This is a genomic window from Brevundimonas sp. (assembly GCF_030704825.1).
Classification (GTDB): domain Bacteria; phylum Pseudomonadota; class Alphaproteobacteria; order Caulobacterales; family Caulobacteraceae; genus Brevundimonas.
In genome coordinates this window covers 163,946-183,687 of record NZ_JAUYNX010000016.1, presented here as the reverse complement: position 1 = coordinate 183,687, position 19,742 = coordinate 163,946, and the positions used below count along the sequence as shown (strand labels likewise).

Genomic DNA, 19,742 nt, shown 5'->3' with positions numbered 1-19,742 from the left:
CGTTCCCTCACCGTCGCTTTATGGAAGTCGTGCCAACTCCCGATATGGCAGGGCGCACCACCAGCGAACGCAAGGACCTCCGGCGGATCGTCGCGATCACCCTGGCCGCCCTGACGCTCGTCATCGCCGGCGCCGCGGGCCTGATGACCTACGCCGCCGCCGGCATCGACCGGGTCCAGGCCGAAAAGGAGCGCCAGCTGGCCCAGGTTCGCCTGGACCGAACGCTCGAGGGCCTGATCGAGAACATCAACTCCTCGGCCATCTGGAACGACTCGGTCATCAGTCTGGCCGGCAGACCGGACCTGGAATGGCTCCAGATCAATTTCGGCGACTACTACGCCGACTTCATGGGTCACGCGGTGACCCTGGTCTACGACCGGCACGGGGATCTGATCCTGACCTCCCGCGACAGCGAACCGGTGGACCCGGCCAGCGAACGGGCCTTCATCGACGCCGTCGCCCCGCTGGTGGCCGAGGTGCGCCGCCAGGCCGCCGCCAAGCACGACCGGCCCCGCGTGAGCTTCGACGCCTCCGTCAACCAAACCGCCCTGGTGAGCGCGGGAGCCGACATCTATCTGGTCGGCCTCGGCACCGTGGTGCGCGAGGACCTGACGCAGCCGCGGCTGGACAACGACCCCGTCATCGTCTCCGCCAAGCCCGTATCGGAGTTCCTCGGCGCCCTCGAAAAGGATCTGGCGATCGTGAGCCCCACCCTCACCGAGGCCGGTCCCTCGCGGGACAATCAGGGCTATCTCGTGCTGGAGGGGCCGGGCGACGTGGTCCTGGGTCAGGTGCGCTGGACGCCGGACCGGCCCGGCTTTTCGGTGCTCAAGGGCGCCGCGCCCGCGGTCGGGGGGCTGATCCTGCTGCTGGCCGCCGCCGCCATGGCCCTCTTCCTCCGGGTCCGCGGCATCGTCCGGCGGCTGGAAGAGAACGAGCTGGACCTGACCGAGGCCCGCGACCGCGCCGAGGGCGCCAATATCGCCAAGACCCGCTTCCTGGGCGTGATGAGCCACGAACTGCGCACGCCGCTGAACGGCGTACTGGGCATGGCCGAGATCCTGGCCATGGGGGATCTCGACGCGAAGCAGCGCAGCCAGCTGGGCGTGCTGAAACAGTCGGGCGAGAGCCTGCTGGCCCTCATCGAGCGCATCCTCACCGTCGCCCGGCTGGAAAAGGGCGAGCTGGTTCCCGATCCGGTCGGCGTCGACGCCGCCGACCTGATCCACTCGCTCGCCGTCGCGCACAGGCCGACGGCCGAACGCGCCGGGCTGACACTGGTCGCCGCCGCGGACGACTCGATCGAGGGTCTCTGGCGTCTGGACGGCGACTATCTGCGTCAGGCCCTGGGGCACCTGCTCGACAACGCCCTGCGTCACACCTCCCGGGGCTCCGTGAAGCTGGAGGCGCGCGCGATCGGATCTGAACTGGAGTTCCGCGTCGCCGACACCGGCGCCGGCATCGCTCCGTCCCGCCTTCCCGACCTGTTCGGCAAATTCGTCCAGGCCGACGATTCCGCCACGCGGGCCAAGGAGGGGGCCGGGGTCGGCCTGACCCTGGCCCGCGGCCTGATCGAGGCCATGGGCGGCTCCGTGCGCGCCATGAGCACGCCGGGCATGGGATCGATCTTCACCATCCACCTGCCGGCCGAACGGGTCGGAACCGCGGCTGCGGCCCCGGCCGAGCGTCAGGCGGCCTGAGCCCGACCCGATCCAGCCGCCCTCCCGGGCCGTGAACCTAGTCCGCCGCCTGGGCCTCGACCGCCTTGACCTGGGCGGCGTTGGGGCCGGCGATGTCGAAGGCGATCTTGCCGTCGGTCAGGGTCACCTTCACGTGGCCGCCGCGCGTCAGCCGTCCGAACAGGATGTCGTCGGCCAGCGGCTTCTTGATATGCTCCTGGATGACCCGGGCCAGCGGCCGCGCGCCATACAGTTCGTCGAAGCCGTTCTTGGCCAGCCAGTCGGCCGCCTCGTCGGTCAGTTCGATGGTGATGTTCCGGTCCGCCAGCTGGGCTTCCAGCTGGATGATGAACTTGGTGACCACCGACTTGATCGTCCCGGCGTCCAGCGCCTTGAAGGCGACGATGGCGTCCAGACGGTTGCGGAACTCCGGCGCGAACAGGCGCTGGATGGCCTTTTCGTCCTCGCCCTCGACCTTGCCCCGGCCGAAGCCGATGGAGGCGCGGGCGTTGTCGGCGGCCCCGGCGTTGGTGGTCATGATCAGGATGGTGTTCCTGAAATCGACCTTCTTGCCGACCGCGTCGGTCAGCATGCCGTTGTCCATCACCTGCAGCAGGATGTTGTAGACGTCGGGGTGGGCCTTCTCGATCTCGTCCAGCAGGACCACGGCGTGCGGGTGCTGGTCGACGGCGTCGGTCAGCAGGCCGCCCTGGTCATGGCCGACGTAGCCCGGAGGGGCGCCGATCAGACGGCTGACGGTGTGCCGCTCCATGTATTCCGACATGTCGAAGCGCAGCATCTCGATGCCGAGGGTCGAGGCCAGCTGTTTGGCCACCTCGGTCTTGCCGACCCCGGTGGGGCCGCTGAACAGGAAGGCGCCGATCGGCTTCTGCGGATCGCGCAGGCCCGCGCGGGCCAGCTTCATGGCCGCGGAGACCTGTTCGATGGCCGATTGCTGGCCGAACACGACCCGGTTCAGGTCAGTCTCCAGCGCGCGCAGGCCTTCGGTGTCGGACTTGGAGACCGACTTGGCCGGAATGCGGGCCATGCGAGCGATGACGACCTCGACCTCCTTCTGGCCGATGACCTTCTTCCGCTTCGACTCGGGCAGCAGCATCTGGCTGGCGCCCGCCTCGTCGATCACGTCGATCGCCTTGTCGGGCAGTTTGCGGTCGGTCATGTAGCGGGCCGACAGCTCGACCGCCGTGCGCAGGGCCGCGTCGGTGTAGCGGACCTTGTGGTGGCCCTCGTAGGAGGTCTTCAGGCCCTTGAGGATCTTGATCGTGTCCTCGACTGTCGGCTCGTTGACGTCGATCTTCTGGAAGCGGCGGGCCAGGGCCCGGTCCTTCTCGAAATGCTGGCGGTACTCCTTGTAGGTCGTGGAGCCCATGCAGCGCAGCGAGCCCGACGCCAGGGCCGGCTTCAGCAGGTTGGAGGCGTCCATGGCTCCGCCCGAGGTCGCGCCGGCTCCGATGACCGTGTGGATCTCGTCGATGAACAGGATGGCGTTGTCGTGCGTCTCCAGTTCCTTGACGACCTGTTTCAGCCGCTCCTCGAAGTCGCCGCGATAGCGGGTGCCGGCCAGCAGCGCGCCCATGTCGAGGCTGTAGATGGTCGCGCCTTCCAGCACGTCCGGGACCTCGTGGTTGACGATCTTGCGGGCCAGACCCTCGGCGATGGCGGTCTTGCCGACGCCGGGGTCGCCGACCAGCAGCGGATTGTTCTTGGTCCGGCGGCACAGAATCTGGATGGCCCGCTCGACCTCGGCGTGGCGGCCGATCAGCGGATCGATCTTGCCGTTGCGCGACTTCTCATTGAGGTCGACGCAATAGGCCTCCAGAGCTTCGCCGCCGGTCTTGGCGGCGGCCGCGTCGTCGGCGTCCTCCGGCGAAGCGCCGGTCTTGGCCGGACGGGTTTCCCCTCCGCCCGCCTTCTTGGCGATGCCGTGGGCGATGTAGTTGACCGCGTCGTAGCGGGTCATGTCCTGCTCTTGCAGGAAGTAGGCGGCGTGGCTTTCGCGCTCGCTGAAGATGGCGACCAGCACATTGGCGCCGGTGACCTCCTCGCGGCCCGAGCTCTGGACGTGGATCACGGCGCGCTGGATCACGCGCTGGAAGCCGGCCGTGGGCTTGGCGTCCTCGCCGTCGCTGGTGGCGAGCGCCGCCAGGTCGGTGTCGACATACAGGGTCAGGGCGGACTTGAGGTTCACAAGGTCGACGTTGCAGGCGGTCATCACATTGGCCGCGTCGGGGTCGTCTATGAGGGCCAGCAGCAGGTGCTCGAGCGTGGCGTACTCATGCCGGCGCTCGTTGGCGTAGTGCACCGCGCGGTGCAGGGTCTCTTCGAGAGGACGAGAAAACGAGGGCATGGACGGATCCTCTCAGTCTTTTTCCATCGTGCATTGCAGGGGGTGCTGGTGGCGGCGGGCGGTCTCGATCACCTGTGCGACCTTGGTTTCGGCCACCTCGTAGGTGAAGACGCCACAGACCCCGACCCCATGCTGATGCACATGCAGCATGATGCGAGTCGCGGCCTCGCGGTCCTTCTGGAAGAACCGCTCCAGCACATAGATCACGAATTCCATTGGCGTGTAGTCGTCGTTCAGGATCAGCACCCGGTACAGCGAGGGCTTCTGAAGCTTCGGCTTGGTCTCGGTGACGGTGGCGGCGCCCAGGCCTCCATCGTTCTGTTCACCTGGCCTGCGGGACGGCGGCATTCGTGGTCCAGTTTGGGGAGAAGATGGATCAGATAGGGAATGATGGCCTGAATTGAAGCGGCGGCAAGTCACAGCTTGCGTGACAGCGCCGCCATGACCAAAGATTCACGGGACATGGGCCGTTCGTGCCCGCAGGTTCCACCGCGCCGTCGCCCTCGACGGTCGAGGAGGTTCCATGTTTCCCACCGCGTTGCTGGCCGCTCTGGCGCTCATCCAGACCCCGCCCGTCGCCCTGCCCGACGGCCCCGCCCTGACCGCCGCGATCGCGGAACGGGATGCGGAACTGTTCTCGGTGATGTTCGACCGCTGCGAGCCCGACGCGCTGGCCGACATCGTCACCGCGGATTTCGAATTCTACCACGACAAGGCCGGCCTGATGGCCGGGCGCGAGGCGTTCGTCGCCGACTATGCGACTGGCTGCGAGGCGAAGAAGGCTCCGGACGCCTGGCGGTCGCGTCGCCTGCTCGTGGCCGACACCCTGCGGGTCTTTCCGATCCCCGGCTATGGCGCTGTCGAGGAAGGCACGCATCTGTTCTACGAGCGGCAGGGCGACGGCCCGGAAACGCTCGTTGGCCGCGCTCGCTTCTCGATCGTCTGGACGCTGGAGGACGGTCGGTGGCGCGCCACCCGGGCGCTCAGCATCGACCACGCGGCGACGTCGGAATAGGGCCGCGGACAGAGAAAGGCCCCGGCGTTTCCGCCGGGGCCCCTCGTACGCTTACTGAAGCGCCAGTCGCCCTAGCGGGCGGCCTGGAACTTTTCGACCGAGGCGGTGACGCGCTCGTTGATCGGCTTGAAGCTGTTCTTGACCGAGGCGGTCAGGACGTCCGTCGCCTTGGTGACTTCGACCAGATAGGCTTCGGTCGCCGACTTGGCCCAGGTCGTCTGCAGCTCGAGCAGTTCCTGGATCGAACGGGCCTGCGACATCGACTGGGCGGCCGCGACGCCGTCTTCCCAGGACTTCTTGGTGAAGGCCACGGTCTGGGCCGACAGGGCCTCGACGCCCTTCTGGGCGGCGGCGGCGGAGGCGACGACGGCTTCGAGGTTCTGCTTGCCCTGGGCGTTCAGCTCGGCAAGGCCGGCGGCGGACTTGTCGGCGGCTTCGCGGAACGCCTTGGCGCCCACGGCCTGCGCCTGTTCGGCATTGGCCTGGAACGTGGCCTGGGCCTTTTCGGCCGAAGCCTTGACGGTGTTGGCGGCGGTTTCGACGGTCTTCTTCACGGTTTCGGCGCTGTCGGCCATGATATCTCTCCTGAACCAGTCGCGGCTGGGCCGCTTTTTATGATTTTTCCCGCGGCAAGCGATTCCACCGCGACGGACCGTCATATGGTGCAACTGCGAAGGAAGGTCAAGGCATTTTGTGCGGTGCACAATAAGTTCATACGGGCCTGAAAGCCGGCCGACAGGCGAGCGCCTTCACAAATCCGTTGACGGCTTGTTTACCCTCACGAAACCCCGATGACGCATGTTAGCCTTTCGTCAGCGTCGCGTGGTGGGGCCGCCGTCGCGCTAAAGTCTTTGTGAGGCCTGTCTTTGCCGATCTCCGCCCTGATCCGTCGCGGGTTCCTGACGCTGCTGCTGATCGCCGGCCTGGCGGTGACGCCGACGACCGCGCCGCTGGTCGCCCAGTCATCGGACAATGCCCGTTACGCCGCCATCGTCGTCGACGCCGAGTCGGGCGAGGTGCTGTTCGCGCGCCATGCCGACAGCCGCCGCTACCCGGCCTCGATCACCAAGGTCATGACCCTGTACCTGACCTTCGAGGCGCTCTCGGAAGGCAAGGTCCAGCTGGACGATGTGCTGACCGTCTCGCCCCGGGCGGCCAGCCAGCCGCCGTCCAAGCTGGGGCTCGCCGCCGGCCAGACCATCACCCTGGACAACGCCATGCGCGCCACCGCCGTGCGCAGCGCCAATGACATGGCGGTGGCCATCGCCGAACACGTCGGAGGATCCGAGGCCCGGTTCGCCGCCCGGATGACGCTGAAGGCCCAGGAGCTGGGCATGAGCCAGACCCGCTACGTCAACGCCAACGGCCTGCCCGACGCCCGCCAGCTGACCTCGGCCCGCGACCTGGCCATCCTGGCCCGGGCCGTGATGCGCGACTATCCGCAGTACTATCGCTATTTCGGCCTGCACGACTGGGCCTACGAGGGCCGCGAGTACCGCAATACCAACGGCCTGCTGCGGGGCGGCGTGGGCTACGATGGCATGAAGACCGGCTACACCAACGCCTCCGGCTACAATCTGGCGGCCTCGGCGGTGCGGGACGGCCGGCGACTGATCACCATCGTCCTGGGCGGCCGTTCGACCGCCAGCCGCAACCAGCATGTGGCGGCCCTTATGGATACCGGCTTCGAGGTCGAGCGCGCCCGCGCCAGCGGTCAGACCATACAGGTGGCCCAGACCTTCTTCGAAGCGCGCGGCTTCGGCATCGGTCCCGACAGCTCCGGGCCCGTGGAATACGCCGCCGTCGCCGGAGAGGATGACGGCGAGACCGACCCCGGACCCAGCCCGCTCGCCTCGGGCGGCGTCGCCTACGCTTCCCTGCCTGCAAGCCCGCCTCCACCGGCGAGAGTGACCCCCGCGCCCTCGGAACGGACCGTCGCCGGGCGGCCGGCCGACGTCACCGCCATCCTCAACGGCGGAACCGCCGAACCGGCGCGGGCGGCGCCGCCGCGAGCGGCCGCGCCGCCTGCGCGCGAACCCGCGCGACCGGCCGCCGGGCGCTGGTCCGTCCAGGTCGGAGCCTTTCGCGACGAGGCGGTCGCCCGGGACTGGCTGACCGAGGTCAACCGCCGCTTTCGCACCCAGTTCGCCGCCGCCGAGCGCAGCGTCCAGAACGCCAGCGGGTGGCACCGTTCCCGGTTCACCGGCATGACCGAACAGGCCGCCCGGTCCGCCTGCGCCGCCCTGGCCGAACGCCGCGTCACCTGCATGGTGGTGCGGCCCGAATAGGTCGCCCCGGCCACCGGCCACAGCCCCCGTTCACCATAGCCGTAAGCCCTCCCTTAAGCAGGCGAGCGCACGCTCGGGCGTCGGGGATGTGTGTGGAGGCCGGTCATGGCTCCGTCCGACGTCCGTCGAATGTTCGCCCGTCTGTTCCGGGGCCGCGCGCGTACCGCCAACGCCTCCGAAACCGACCTGAAGCTGCTCGTCGAAAACAGCCGTGACGTCCTGTGCCGCCTGGGACCCGATTTTGTCATCCGCTACTGCTCGCCGTCCTCGACGACAGTGCTGGGTCGGCCGCCGGAGGAGATGGTCGGCCAACGACCATCCTCGATCGTCATCGAGGAGGACCGGCCCGTCATCGCCGCCGAAGCCGCACGGGTGGTCCAGGGCGAAGATGTCAAACCCCTGATCCTGCGAACGCTGAAACCGGATGGAGTCATGGCCTGGGTCGAGACCAGTTCCCGGGCCCTGCGCGACCCCGTGACCGGCGCTCTGGTCGAGGTCATTCTGGTGATGCGCGACGTCTCGGAGCGGCAGGCCCTGCAGCACCGGCTCGAGCGTGAAGCGGTCACGGACGGTCTGACCGGGCTGGCGAACCGGCGGGCCTTCGATGAAGCCCTGGCGCGGGAGTGGGCGCGAGCCGTGCGCGACGACGGCGAGGTGTCGCTGATCCTTCTCGATGTCGATCATTTCAAGCGGTTCAACGACCGCTACGGGCATCCGGCCGGCGACGCCTGTCTGCGCGACGTCGCAAAGGCAATCCAGGAGATCGTGCGGCGGCCCGGCGACCTGGCCGCGCGCTATGGCGGAGAAGAGATGGCCGTCATCCTGCCGGACACCCCCGCGTCGGGCGCGGCCACGGTGGCCGAGGCCCTGCGCGAGGCGATCCAGGCCCTGGGCATACTCCATGCGGACAGCGCCCGCGGGGTGCTGACCGCCAGCCTCGGCGCCGCCACGGCGACGGCGGCCGTGGGTCAGACGATCCCCATGCCCGATGGCCTGTTGATCGGAGCGGACGGGGCGCTGTATCGCGCCAAGAGCAAGGGCCGCAACCGGGTCGAGACGGCCGTCCTGCTGCCCCCGAGGAGCGGCGCGCGCGCCGCCTGATCCGCGAGAGCCGTGCGGATCGCATCCGCGCCTTGCCGCGCGCCGGCTTTTCCCCTATACGCGCCGCCTTTCCAGGGCTTCGGTCCTGACGCGGAGCTCCAAAGGGTTCGGGAAGTCATCCCGGCCGCCGCTTCAGGATCCATCGTGGGAGAGGACTTACCCGGTCCCCTCGCGCCGACGCCCACCAAGGGAGACTACCGCATGGCTCTTTACGAGCACACGGTCATGTCGCGCCAGGATATCAGCGCGCAACAGGCCGAAGCGCTGAACGACACCATCAAGGGTTTGATCGAAGCCGGCGGCGGCACCGTCGCCAAGATCGAATACTGGGGTCTGCGCAACCTGACCTATCGGGTCAAGAAGAACCGCAAGGCGCACTATTCGCTGCTCGCCGTCGACTGCCCGCCCGCCGCCATGGCCGAGGTCGAGCGTCAGCTGTCGATCAACGAGGACGTCCTTCGCTGGCTGACCGTCCGCGTCGAGGAACTCGACCTGGAACTGTCGCCCCTGCTGGCCCGCCGCGAACGCGAGCGCGAACGTGAGCGTGAGCGCACGCCCCGCGACGACGCCGCCGCCGAAGCCACCTTTTAAGGAACCCGGAACATGACCGACACCACCGCTCCGTCGCCGGGCGCGCCGGCCGGCTCCGGCGCCGCCGGACGCCGTCCCTTCTATCGTCGCCGCAAGGTCTGCCCGTTCTCGGGCGAAGGCGCGCCGAAGATCGACTACAAGGACGTCAAACTGCTGCAACGCTACATCAGCGAGCGCGGCAAGATCGTCCCTTCGCGCATCACCGCCGTTTCCCAGATCAAGCAACGCGAACTGGCCAAGGCCATCAAGCGCGCCCGCTATCTGGCCCTCCTGCCTTACGTGGTGAAATAAGATGAAGGTCGTTCTGCTTGAGCGCGTCGATAATCTCGGCGCCATCGGCGACGTCGTTTCCGTCAAGGACGGCTTCGCCCGCAACTTCCTTCTGCCGCGCGACAAGGCCCGTCGGGCCACGTCGGCGAACCTGAAGGCGTTCGAACTCGACCGCGCCGCCATCGAGGCCCGCAACGAGAAGAACAAGGCCGACGCCGGCGCGATCGGCGCCAAGATCGACGGCCAGACCTATGTCATGATCCGGCAAGCCGGCGAGACGGGTCAGCTGTACGGTTCGGTCGCCGCCCGCGACATCGTCGAGGCCGTCACGGCCGAAGGCGGCAAGGTCGAGCGCAGCCAGATCGTGCTCAACACCCCGATCAAGACCCTGGGCGTCCACGAAGTGCTGGTTCGCCTGCACGCCGAGGTCTCGGCCACCGTCAAGATCAACATCGCCCGTTCGGCCGACGAAGCCGAGCGTCAGGCGAAGGGCGAGGACGTGATCAAGGCCGCCTATGACGAGGATCGCGAAGCCGCCCTCGAACAGGCCAAGGACATGGTCGCCGGCGGCGCCGGCCAGCAGGACGGCCTCGGTTCGGAAGCCTGAACAGGGCCTGATGCCTGAAAGTCACGGCGGCGCGGGGGAAGCCCTGCGCCGCCGAACTTTTTTCCGACACGGACTTGATCCGTTTATGCCGCATCGCAATATCGCATCTGCTCATCGAGACCGGCTGAGGGATAGGCCCTTTGACGCCGGGGCAACCTGCGGACCTCCGTAAGGTGCCAACTCCTTCGGGACCCCTCCCCGGGTCGCGGCAGATGAGAGGACGGGCGACGCCCGAACTCCCTTCATCTGCCACCGAAGCGGTTCCCGACCGAGCGGGAGACGACCATGCGTGACTCCACGCCCTGCCCCCTGACCGCCCTCGCCGCCGGCCTGCGCGCGCGCTGCACCGGTCCGATGCGATGTCGACGTTCGCTGTAACCGGCTGACCGTCCCCCGGTCCCCGCGCCGGACCTGAACCTTCACAATCGCAGGATCCGACACCGGTGATCGCCGTGCGCGACGCCGCGCGGAAACCTGCGTCTCATCGAGAACCCGACATGACCCGAACCTCCTTCCGCATCGCCCTCTCCGCGGCCGTCTCGGCCTCCGCCCTGCTCGCCGGCGCCGCCTCGGCGCAGACAGCGCCGCAACCCACGCCCCGGGACGACGTCAGCGTCATCGACGAGGTCGTCGTCACCGGCACCCGTACGCCCAACCGCTCGCGGCTGGATACGCTTTCACCGGTCGACGTCGTGACGTCCGATGACCTTCAGAACCGCGGCACGACCGAGCTCGCCGCCGCCCTGGCCCAGGCCGTCCCCTCGCTGACCTTCCAGCGCCCTTCCGTGGTCGACGGGACGGACTCCATCCGCCCGGCCACCTTGCGAGGCCTGTCGCCCGACCAGACGCTGGTTCTGGTCAATGGAACGCGCCGCCACGCCTCGGCCCTCGTCAACGTCAACGGCTCGGTCGGTCGCGGCTCGGCCGCCGTCGACCTGAACGCCATCCCGACCGGCGCCCTGGACCGCATCGAGGTGCTGCGCGACGGAGCCTCGGCCCAGTACGGCTCGGACGCCATCGCCGGGGTCGTCAACCTGCGCCTGCGCGAGGCCTCCAGCGGCGGCGGCGCCTCCTTCACGGCCGGCCGGTATTACACCACCGTCGACACGGCGCGGGCCGAGGGCCGCGACGTGGAGGACGGGACCACGCTGACCGCCTCTGGCTGGCAGGGCTTCGGCCTCGGCGCGGACGGTTTCCTGACCCTCAGCGCGGAGTATCTGCAGCGCGATCCGACCAACCGCTCCGACCTCGATCCGCGTGTCACCCCCAACGCCGTCACCGCCCGCTTCGGCGATCCGGAGGTCGAGCAATGGACCGTCTTCGCCAATGCGGGCCTGCCGCTCGGCAATGGCTGGGAAGCTTATGGCTGGACCGGCTATCAGGATCGCGACAGCGAAAGCGCCGCCTTCCCGCGTCTGGCCAACAACACCAACAACGTCGTCGCCATCTACCCCAACGGCTTCCTGCCGAAGATCGCCGTCAACTCGCAAGACCTGTCCCTCGCGGGCGGCCTGCGCGGCGAAGTCGGGGAATGGCAGGCCGACCTCAACCTGGTCTACGGCCGCAACGCCCTCGATTTCCGCACCGAAGAGTCCCTGAACTCCACCTATGGCGCGGCCTCCCCGACCAGCTTCGACTCCGGCTCGCTGATCTACGACCAGCTGGTTCTGGGGGCCGATCTGACCCGCCAGTACGAAATCGGCCTCCACGCCCCGCTCAATGTCGCGGTCGGCCTCGAGGCGCGCCGCGAGACCTATGAAATCCAGGCCGGCCAGCCGGAATCGTACAATCGCGGGCCGCTGGGCGGGAGCACCGCCCTGGCGGGTGGGGCCCAGGGCTTCGTCGGCTTCCAGCCGTCCAATGAGGTGGACGAGGACCGTACGGCCGTCGGCGTCTATCTGGATGTCGAGGCGCCGGTGACCCAACAGTTCACCGTCGCGGGCGCCGTCCGCTTCGAGGACTATTCCGACTTCGGAACCGCGACGACGGGCAAGATCTCGGCCCGTTACGACTTCACCCCGGCTTTCGCCCTGCGGGGTTCGATCTCGACCGGGTTCCGCGCGCCGTCATTGCAGCAGTCGTACTTCACCTCGACCGCCTCGGTGATCCAGAACGGCGCGGTCGTGGAGACCGGGACCTTCCCTGCCACCAGCCCCGTCGCCGCCGTGCTGGGCGCCGAGCCGCTGGATGCCGAAACCTCGACCAACTACACCCTCGGGGCCGTCATCCGGCTGGGCGATTTCGACCTCACCATCGACGCCTACCAGATCGATATCGAGGATCAGATCGTCCTGTCGGAGAACATCAACCGCAGCTTCAGCCCCCAGGTCGCCTCGCTGCTGGATCCGCTCGGCATCCAGGCGGCGCGTTTCTTTCTGAACGGCGTCGACACCACCACCAAGGGCGTGGACGTGGTCGGCCGCTATCGCCTGGACACCCAGGCCTTCGGCGACTTCAATTTCACCGTCGCGGCCAACTTCAATGACGTCGAGGTCACCCGCGTCCCGACCTCGTCGTCGGTGCTCAACCCGGTGCCGCCGCTGTTCGCGCGCAGCCGGATCGAGACCATCCAGCAGGGCACGCCGGATACAAAGGTCTCGGGCAACGCCGACTGGAGCCTTGGCAGATGGGGGCTGACCGCCCGCGCCACCTACTACGGCGACGTCGTTCAACCGGGTTCGACCGCGGCCACGGACTACTCCACCGGCGAGAAGACGGTTGTCGACTTCGAGGGCCGTTTCCAGCCCAATGAGCGGATCACCCTGGCGCTGGGCGTCGACAACGCCTTTGACGAATATCCCGACGCCGTGCCCGCCGCCCTGAACGCCAACGGGGTGCTGGGCTTCCCCTTCTATTCGCCGTTCGGGTTCAACGGGCGCTTCGTCTATGCCCGGGTCGGTCTGAACTGGTGACGGCGGCGGCGCGGGCGGTTTCGCCGTCCGCGCCGACGACCGTTGTTTCGCCACGAATTCCCGATCATTCTGCGTGTCTCGCGGAGGGGAAGACATGTCACGCATCATCCTGATCGCCGGCCTCGCGCTGGCCTTGGCCGCCGGCTCGGCGACGGCGCAGTCGGGCATGACGCTGGACGCTTTCGTGACGCGTGCGAACCGGATTCCGCTCAATCCCACGGCCATGCTGCGCCCCGACGCGCATCGCCTGAAGGGCGAGGCCGAACGCGCGTTTCGTACGGTCGGGGACGAGATCGAGGCGGCCCGCACCGCAGGGCGGACTCCGCCGGCCTGTCCCCCCGCGCAAATCAATCTGAATGTCCGCCAGATGCTGGACTTCCTGAACGGAATTCCCCAGCCTCGCCGGCAGCGCATGACCGTCACCGACGGCATCCGCAGCTGGATGGCCTCGCGATATCCATGCGGCGCCTGAGCCGTTAACTGATCCGGTTACGGATTTCGGGAACGTCCACAGCGGCCCGAAATTGCTCCCCATGAAGCCTGCGACCGAGACTGACGTAGCCCGCGCGCATGGGTAAGACATGATCCCCATGAACGCCTTCGCACCGCTTGCCTTCCCGGGCCCCGCCGACTCCGGGTCGATCCCGTCGATGCCGCACAATCTGGAGGCCGAACAGGCGCTTCTGGGTTCGCTGATGTTCGACAACGCCGTGTTCGAACGCCTGTCGGACCGGTTGCGCGGCGGCCATTTCCACGAACCCTTCCACCAGCGCCTCTATGAGGCGATCGAGGACCATATCCGTCAGGGCATGCTGGCCGAGCCGACCATCCTGATGGAGCGGTTCAAGCTGGATCCGGCCTTCCAGGAATTCGGCGGCCTGCGCTACCTCGCCGACCTGGTCGACCGCGCGCCGCCGGCGGCCAACGCCCCCGACTACGCCCGCGTCGTCTATGACCTCGCCCTGCGCCGCGACCTGATCCGCATCGGCGGCGAGATCGTGCGCGAGGCGCCGCAGCCCGAAACCGCCGCCATCGACCAGATCGAACAGGCGGAGCAGCGGCTCTACACCCTGGCCGAGACGGGCAAGCCCTCATCCGGCTTCGTCAGCTTCTCCAGCGCCCTGAGCGGCGCGGTGCAGATGGCGGCCGAGGCCTATCAGCGCGACGGCAAGCTGGCCGGCCTGGCCACCCATCTGGACGATCTGGACTCCAAGCTGGGCGGCCTGCACCCCTCCGACCTGCTGGTCCTCGCCGGCCGCCCGTCGATGGGCAAGACGGCGCTGGCGACCAACATCGCCTTCAACGTCGCCCGGAACTACCGCTGGGAGCCGACGCCCGAGGGCCGCAAGACCGTCAGCGGCGGGGTGGTGGCCTTCTACAGCCTGGAAATGAGCGCCGAACAGCTGGCGATGCGTATCCTGGCCGACGCCTCGGGCGTGTCGTCCGACAAGCTGCGCAAGGGCGAGATCGACGCCGCCGACTTCGGCCGCATCCGCGAGGCGGCCATCGAGATCGGTGAAAGTCCGCTGTTCATCGACGCCACCGGCGGCCTGTCGATCTCCAAACTGGCCGCCCGGGCGCGCCGGCTGAAGCGGCAGGAGCATGGGCTGGACCTGATCATCGTCGACTATCTGCAGCTGATCACCACCGGCGAGAGCAACAGCCAGAAGAACCGGGTGCAGGAAGTCTCCGAGATCACCGGCGCCCTCAAGGCCCTGGCCAAGGAACTCAGCGTGCCGATCCTCGCCCTGTCGCAGCTGTCGCGTCAGGTCGAGCAGCGCGAGGACAAGCGGCCCCAGCTGTCCGACCTGCGGGAATCCGGCTCGATCGAGCAGGACGCCGACTGCGTCATGTTCGTCTATCGCGAAAGCTACTACCTCGGCCGCGCCGAGCCGCGCGAAGGCTCGCCCGAACACCTGCAATGGCAGGAGGACATGGACCGTCTGGAGCACCAGGCCGAGGTCGTCATCGGCAAACAACGCCATGGTCCGATCGGCATCATCAAACTCAGTTTCGACGCCAATACGACCAAGTTCGGCAACCTGGCGCACGACGGACGGTATCAACAGTCCTACGACTAGGGCGCGCATCCCGGCGTTGACACGCGCGCCGCTCTCGCGATTAAGCTGGGCCGACGCCTGTCCGTGGGGAGACAGGGTTGGGGGACCACCTATGCGTATCGTCGTCTGCGCGCTCGCCGCGCTGTCTCTGTCTGCCTGCGTGTCTGTTCCGCAGGTCCCGAACGCCCGGCCGCTGAACGCGAGCCACATCGAAACCCTGGGACCGACCCCGGTCACGGTGTCGGAGAACAACACCGGCGTGGGCAAGGCCTGGCTGGCCCAGGACAGCTCCGCGGCCGGCGCCTCCCAGGGACTGATCGGCGTCCTGGTCTCGGTGGCTTTCGACGCCATGATGAACGCCGGCCCGTCGCGCCGCGCGACCCAGGCCGCCGACGAGATCGCCGAAGCGGTGTCGGTCGAGGCGCTCAACGCCTCGCTGGTGGAGCATTTCAGGCGGCAGGCCGCCGTCGCCCCCGCCGGCGGCGTGACCGTTTCCGAGGTCAAGCTGGTGCAGCGGCGGACGGCCCCCATCACGATCAACGACAACGTCGAGGTCGCCAGCAGCTATCTGCTCTCGGAAGACGCCACGACCCTGCAGGTCGTCTTCAACCTCAGCTATACGAACCCGGCCGTGCCGTACGTCACGCCCTACACCTTCGAAGAGGCGCCGCCGAAGAGCGAACTGAGCGGGCCCCTCTATCGTAACACCTTCACCTGGTACTCGCGCCAGCTGCCGGTGCCCGTGCTGACCCCGGAGCTGCGCGAGCGCCTGATCGCCTCGATCCAGGACAGCGCCCGCGACGAATCCGGCGCCCTGCCGGCCGAAGGCACGGACGCCTTCAAGGCCATGACCCGCGAACTGGAACAGGCCCGCGACGACCAGCTGACCAAGGCCGAGATCGCGATCTTCCTGACCCGCGAGTGGAGCAAGGACAACGGCGCCCTGCTGCGCGCCGAGGTCGAACAGGCGCATGCCTTCATCGCGCGCTACGCCCTCCTCGACATGAACCGGACCGCCATCCCCAGCCTGACCGGTCTGGACGAGATCGTCGAAACCCTGCCGGACGGCCGGATCGTTCGCCGTCTGGGGGCGGGCGTCACGGCCGGGTCCTACGTCTCGTCGCCGTCGGAGGTCGGGAGCTTCTCCACCTACGGCAACTCGGTCGCCGTGGCGCAGGTCCACAGGGCGCGCGCCGAGGCCCAGGCCGCCATCCAGTGAGCCGACGGGTCAAGGCCGGAGTCGCGATCCTCGCAGGCGCCGGCCTGTGGCTGGGCGGGTGCATGCATCAGGCGGCCTACGGCCGGATCGATGAGGCGGGCAAGGTCCCCTACGGCTTCACGGACACCCTGAACCCGGATGGCGGCTACACCATCCGGGTGCTGCTGCCGCAATGGACGCAGGACCCGCGCACCGCCTTCGAATTCTGGGACCGGCGCGCGGCGGAGCTGTGCGGTTCGGCGGGCTACCGCAAACATCTCCACACGGCGCGGCGGCAGATGATCCACAACCCCGGCTACACGCCTGTAGCGGGCGACTACATCCTGGAGGGCTACGCCTACTGCAATGCCCCGGCGGCGGCGCCCGCCGCCTCCTGAACCGGCCGGATCAGCGCATCTCGACCCGGCGGGCGCCCGCCGGGATCCTCAGCTCGCCGCCGATGAGGGTCGCCGCCCGACCGTCGATGCGGACGGCGGCGGGCGGGGTCTCGCCGGCGGGCCACTGGATGACGAAGCCGCCGGGCGGCGCGACCGGCCCGTCCAGCGTCAGCAGGTAGCCGGCGCCGTCCTCGCGCAGTCGGTAAGTCAAAGAGCCGTATGCGGTGCGCACGCCCGCGACCCCCACGCCCTCGTCATTGTCCTCCAGCCACGCCGTCGGCACGCCGGCCGCCAGCACCAGGGCGTGGTCGCGGTCTCGCTCATAGACCAGCAGATCCAGGGCCGAGCGGATGTAGTCCGAACTGATCCAGGCGTGGGGCATGTCGCCGATGAAGCGCGGCTCGCGTTCGTCGCGGCCGACTACCTCCGCCCATCCGTTCCAGGCGCGCGGCCGCACGTCGGCGAAATAGAAGTCCAGCGCCCGCAGGGCCTCCTCACGGCGCCCCAGACGCACCATCGCCCCGACGTTGCGCAGTTCGTAGGGGGTGTAGTCCTTCCACTGCTGACGGTTCTCCTGCCGCGCCGTGAAATTCTCCCACCACTTGTCGAACGTCCCCTTCAGCAGGTCCTGCGGCAGTTCGTCGATCAGACCGGCGGGCGACAGGGCGATGGTGGTCGAGGTGGCGTCGAAGTCGCCCCGGTCAGCGGCCCCGGCGATCCAGTCGATGCCGTGCACCCGCACCGTCGCCTCGATCGAGGCCATGATGTCGGTCCGGAACTCGGCCTCGGCGGCGCGGATGCGCGCGGCTGCGGCCGCGTCGCCCAGCGCATCCGCGATGAAGGCGGCGTCGCGATAGCCCAGCAGCCCCCAGAAATCGTCCCAGTAGCTGTAGGCCGGCCGGTCGGAATAGCCCTCGTGGCTGATTGTCGGCGGCAGCAGACCATAGAGGTGGCGCCTGTCCGCCGCCTCGAACTCCGCCGTCCGGGTCGAGGCGCGTAAGCTGTCCATATAGCCGATCGCCGCCTGTACCTGCGGCCAGACCTCGCGCAGCAGGGCCTCGTCGCCGGTGTAGCGATAGGTCTCGGCGGCGAGGAAGACGAACTCGCCGTGGCTGTCGTTCTCGGGCACCGGATCAGCCCCGCGGCTGTCGGCGCAGCACGGGACCTTGCCGTTGTCGAAGACCAAGGGCGCGAACCAGCGCAGATAGTCGGCCGACAGGCTCTCGTGTCCCAGCCGGTTCAGCCCCTCGGCCATCATGGCCCCGTCGCGGATCCAGCTGCGGTTATAGCTGCGGGTGCCCGGCTGCAGGATCGGCCCCTGCCGCGACATCAGCATGTGGGCCAGCGAGGACTTCATCACCGCCTCGATCGGCCCGGCCTGCGGCGGCAGTGTCAGATCGAAGCGGTCGAGTTTCCCGCGCCATTCGGCGGCGAGTTTCGCCTGCACCGCGTCGAGCGAGGCCTCCACGAACGGTTCGTCAGGCAAGGGCGCCAGAGCGCCGCTCATGGCCGTCACCCACGCCACCTGACGCGTCTGCCCGGGATAGAGCTCGATCTCGTAGATGAGCGCGCCGGCCGCCAGGCCGTCGTCGGACTCGACCAGCCGCTCGCCGGGTGATCGGCGCCGGTCGGCGTTGGCGAGCAGGGCCTGCGGATCTCCGCCCGCAGCGAAGGTGGAGGCCGCCACGAAATCCGGCGGCATCAAGGGTCTGATGCGAAGCGCATCGTTCAGAACCAGTTCCGCCCCGTTCCAGTCCACCTGCTGGATCGGCCCGACGCCTCCGGGCGTGGTGAGGAACTGGACGGGCCCGTTCACCTGGAAGGGCCGCGCCATCAGGGCCAGCGTCAGGGTCCGGGGCGCGGCCGTCAGGTTTGTCAGATAGTAGCGGCCGAACAGGCGCGGATTGTCGGGCGGACCATCCGCGAAGGTCTCGATCCTCAACGACCAGGTATCGGTCGTCCATGTCACATCCGGCATGGGCAGGTGGTCGGAGTCCGCCATCAACCCCTGGGTGACATCCACATCCGCCCAAGTCGTCACCCGCCCGTTGTCGATCACGAACGGCTCGATCGACGGTCCGCCGCGGCGCAGCTCGATGGCGCCGTCCTCGCCCATCAGGCCGCTCTCGCCGCCGCCGTCCACCCCGACCAGGGTCCAGTAGGGCTGCTCGCCATGGAAGCCGCGCGGATACAGGCCGCGCCGGCTCTCGTCCGCCACCGCGCGCATGAAGGTCGTCGGCGTCTCGCCGAAGGACAGGGGCTCGATCTCGAGGGCGTTCAACGCATAGGCGTCGGCCGCCGCCTGGCCCAGCCGCTGTCCGGCCCCGGCCTGCCCGACCGCGCCGGCCTCGCCGAGCGGCTCGAGCAGGTCCAGCCTCAGCCAGCGGGCCGAGGCCTCCGGCGTGCGCAGCCAGTCGACGCCGCCGTTTCCCCCGGTCACCGCCGCCAATTCGCGCCAGTCCCGCCGGTCCGAAGACGCCATCAGCCGATAGCGGGAGGCCGCCATCCGGTCCGCCCAGCGCAGGGTCACGCCGCCGAACTCGCGCTCATAGCCGAGGTCCAGGGTCAGACTCTGCGCGCCCGCCGCGCCCGTGCGCCACGCCGTGCCGGGATCGTCGTCCACGGCCTGTGCGGCAACGTTCAGCCCGTCCTCGCTACTGGCGGCGGCCAGCGGGCGAGGCGGCACGCCCGGCTCGGGCGGCAGTTCGCGCAGCTCCAGCTGATCGATCTCGATCCAGCCCGCCCCGCCCTCCCCGGCCGTGACCACGAACTCGATCCGCTCGGCGCCGCGGAAAGTGCGGTCCGGGTTCGGGCCCCAGGCCCAGACGATCTGGCGCGCCTTGACGGTGTAGCGGGTCCATTCCGGCGTCGCCTGGAAGCCCCGGATCTGTCGCCAGTGGACGTTGTCGCCCGAGGCGTCGACGAATTTGATCTCCAGCGTATTGGGCCGCATCTCGCCACGCAGCCGGAAGCTGATCTCGTAGTTGGCGGGAACCTCCAGATCGATGGCGCGGGCGGCGAAGGCGTAGCCCGACCGGCCGTTGAAATCCCAGGTCAGCCGCATCGCCTTGCCGTCGCGGCCGTCGACGGCGGAGATGGCCGAGGACACATCGGTCGAGGCGTCGGCGGTCCATGGGGCGAGGGTTTCGAAGGCGTCGAGGGTGCGGGGGCTCTGGGCCAGCGTGGGCCCGGCGAACGCCAGCGTCGCGACCGCTCCGATCGTTGCGATGAGCCTCTTCAGCATGCCCGAACCCC

At 68.6% G+C, this 19,742-nt stretch carries 16 protein-coding genes and 1 riboswitch; of the genes, 12 read left to right on the top strand and 4 right to left on the bottom strand.

Annotation, left to right across the window (positions count from 1 at the left end):
• Positions 1-44: 44 nt before the first annotated feature.
• Positions 45-1,700 (top strand): ATP-binding protein, encoded by a 1,656-nt coding sequence (locus Q8Q71_RS09690; RefSeq protein WP_305759378.1) that lies wholly within the window; start codon positions 45-47, stop codon positions 1,698-1,700.
• Between the two features lie 37 nt (positions 1,701-1,737).
• Here Q8Q71_RS09690 and clpA read toward each other — a convergent pair whose 3' ends face one another.
• The gene (gene clpA, locus Q8Q71_RS09685; RefSeq protein ID WP_305759377.1) at positions 1,738-4,047 is read right to left on the bottom strand and encodes an ATP-dependent Clp protease ATP-binding subunit ClpA; all 2,310 of its coding nucleotides are present in this window, start codon (positions 4,045-4,047) and stop codon (positions 1,738-1,740) included.
• A 12-nt stretch (positions 4,048-4,059) separates the two neighbouring features.
• On the bottom strand, positions 4,060-4,395 hold the full coding sequence (gene clpS, locus Q8Q71_RS09680; RefSeq protein WP_305759376.1) for an ATP-dependent Clp protease adapter ClpS: 336 nt from the start codon (positions 4,393-4,395) through the stop codon (positions 4,060-4,062).
• 175 nt (positions 4,396-4,570) lie between these two features.
• On the opposite strand from clpS, the gene Q8Q71_RS09675 reads away from it, so the two are divergent.
• Entirely contained in the window at positions 4,571-5,062 is a 492-nt protein-coding gene (locus Q8Q71_RS09675) for a nuclear transport factor 2 family protein (protein WP_305759375.1), read from the top strand.
• Positions 5,063-5,133: 71 nt separating this feature from the next.
• Here Q8Q71_RS09675 and Q8Q71_RS09670 read toward each other — a convergent pair whose 3' ends face one another.
• On the bottom strand, positions 5,134-5,637 hold the full coding sequence (locus Q8Q71_RS09670) for a phasin family protein (RefSeq protein ID WP_305759374.1): 504 nt from the start codon (positions 5,635-5,637) through the stop codon (positions 5,134-5,136).
• A gap of 291 nt (positions 5,638-5,928) precedes the next feature.
• On the opposite strand from Q8Q71_RS09670, the gene Q8Q71_RS09665 reads away from it, so the two are divergent.
• The 10 genes from Q8Q71_RS09665 to Q8Q71_RS09620 all read left to right on the top strand — a co-directional run bounded on the left by Q8Q71_RS09665 (position 5,929) and on the right by Q8Q71_RS09620 (position 16,487).
• Positions 5,929-7,350, top strand: coding sequence for a D-alanyl-D-alanine carboxypeptidase family protein (locus Q8Q71_RS09665; protein WP_305759373.1), 1,422 nt, complete (start codon positions 5,929-5,931; stop codon positions 7,348-7,350).
• A gap of 105 nt (positions 7,351-7,455) precedes the next feature.
• A complete protein-coding gene (locus Q8Q71_RS09660; protein WP_305759372.1) occupies positions 7,456-8,451 on the top strand; it encodes a diguanylate cyclase in 996 nt (331 codons plus the stop codon).
• A gap of 201 nt (positions 8,452-8,652) precedes the next feature.
• On the top strand, positions 8,653-9,042 hold the full coding sequence (rpsF, locus tag Q8Q71_RS09655) for a 30S ribosomal protein S6 (protein WP_056615127.1): 390 nt from the start codon (positions 8,653-8,655) through the stop codon (positions 9,040-9,042).
• Positions 9,043-9,054: 12 nt separating this feature from the next.
• Positions 9,055-9,333, top strand: coding sequence for a 30S ribosomal protein S18 (gene rpsR, locus Q8Q71_RS09650; protein WP_292097061.1), 279 nt, complete (start codon positions 9,055-9,057; stop codon positions 9,331-9,333).
• Position 9,334: 1 nt separating this feature from the next.
• Positions 9,335-9,919, top strand: coding sequence for a 50S ribosomal protein L9 (gene rplI / locus Q8Q71_RS09645; protein ID WP_305759371.1), 585 nt, complete (start codon positions 9,335-9,337; stop codon positions 9,917-9,919).
• 108 nt (positions 9,920-10,027) lie between these two features.
• A riboswitch (SAM riboswitch) is annotated at positions 10,028-10,138 on the top strand.
• A gap of 278 nt (positions 10,139-10,416) precedes the next feature.
• Positions 10,417-12,831, top strand: a complete 2,415-nt coding sequence (locus Q8Q71_RS09640; RefSeq protein ID WP_305759370.1) for a TonB-dependent siderophore receptor — start codon at positions 10,417-10,419, stop codon at positions 12,829-12,831.
• A gap of 94 nt (positions 12,832-12,925) precedes the next feature.
• On the top strand, positions 12,926-13,303 hold the full coding sequence (locus Q8Q71_RS09635; protein WP_305759369.1) for a hypothetical protein: 378 nt from the start codon (positions 12,926-12,928) through the stop codon (positions 13,301-13,303).
• Between the two features lie 118 nt (positions 13,304-13,421).
• Entirely contained in the window at positions 13,422-14,912 is a 1,491-nt protein-coding gene (locus Q8Q71_RS09630; RefSeq protein WP_305759368.1) for a replicative DNA helicase, read from the top strand.
• A 139-nt stretch (positions 14,913-15,051) separates the two neighbouring features.
• On the top strand, positions 15,052-16,110 hold the full coding sequence (locus Q8Q71_RS09625; RefSeq protein WP_305759367.1) for a hypothetical protein: 1,059 nt from the start codon (positions 15,052-15,054) through the stop codon (positions 16,108-16,110).
• Positions 16,107-16,487, top strand: coding sequence for a hypothetical protein (locus Q8Q71_RS09620; protein ID WP_305759366.1), 381 nt, complete (start codon positions 16,107-16,109; stop codon positions 16,485-16,487). Before Q8Q71_RS09625 ends, Q8Q71_RS09620 begins: the two co-directional genes overlap by 4 nt.
• A 10-nt stretch (positions 16,488-16,497) precedes the next feature.
• Here Q8Q71_RS09620 and Q8Q71_RS09615 read toward each other — a convergent pair whose 3' ends face one another.
• Positions 16,498-19,731 (bottom strand): discoidin domain-containing protein, encoded by a 3,234-nt coding sequence (locus tag Q8Q71_RS09615; RefSeq protein WP_305759365.1) that lies wholly within the window; start codon positions 19,729-19,731, stop codon positions 16,498-16,500.
• Positions 19,732-19,742 lie beyond the last annotated feature (11 nt).

What these genes read in the sequence shown, in the direction of transcription:
- rplI (WP_305759371.1), top strand. Translation starts at nt 9,335, where the DNA reads ATGAAGGTCGTTCTGCTTGAGCGCGTCGATAATCTCGGCGCCATCGGC.
- rpsR (WP_292097061.1), top strand. Translation starts at nt 9,055, where the DNA reads ATGACCGACACCACCGCTCCGTCGCCGGGCGCGCCGGCCGGCTCCGGC.
- clpA (WP_305759377.1), bottom strand. Translation starts at nt 4,047, where the DNA reads ATGCCCTCGTTTTCTCGTCCTCTCGAAGAGACCCTGCACCGCGCGGTG.
- Q8Q71_RS09630 (WP_305759368.1), top strand. Translation starts at nt 13,422, where the DNA reads ATGAACGCCTTCGCACCGCTTGCCTTCCCGGGCCCCGCCGACTCCGGG.
- clpS (WP_305759376.1), bottom strand. Translation starts at nt 4,395, where the DNA reads ATGCCGCCGTCCCGCAGGCCAGGTGAACAGAACGATGGAGGCCTGGGC.
- Q8Q71_RS09675 (WP_305759375.1), top strand. Translation starts at nt 4,571, where the DNA reads ATGTTTCCCACCGCGTTGCTGGCCGCTCTGGCGCTCATCCAGACCCCG.
- Q8Q71_RS09615 (WP_305759365.1), bottom strand. Translation starts at nt 19,731, where the DNA reads ATGCTGAAGAGGCTCATCGCAACGATCGGAGCGGTCGCGACGCTGGCG.
- Q8Q71_RS09635 (WP_305759369.1), top strand. Translation starts at nt 12,926, where the DNA reads ATGTCACGCATCATCCTGATCGCCGGCCTCGCGCTGGCCTTGGCCGCC.
- Q8Q71_RS09640 (WP_305759370.1), top strand. Translation starts at nt 10,417, where the DNA reads ATGACCCGAACCTCCTTCCGCATCGCCCTCTCCGCGGCCGTCTCGGCC.
- Q8Q71_RS09660 (WP_305759372.1), top strand. Translation starts at nt 7,456, where the DNA reads ATGGCTCCGTCCGACGTCCGTCGAATGTTCGCCCGTCTGTTCCGGGGC.
- Q8Q71_RS09690 (WP_305759378.1), top strand. Translation starts at nt 45, where the DNA reads ATGGCAGGGCGCACCACCAGCGAACGCAAGGACCTCCGGCGGATCGTC.
- Q8Q71_RS09670 (WP_305759374.1), bottom strand. Translation starts at nt 5,637, where the DNA reads ATGGCCGACAGCGCCGAAACCGTGAAGAAGACCGTCGAAACCGCCGCC.
- rpsF (WP_056615127.1), top strand. Translation starts at nt 8,653, where the DNA reads ATGGCTCTTTACGAGCACACGGTCATGTCGCGCCAGGATATCAGCGCG.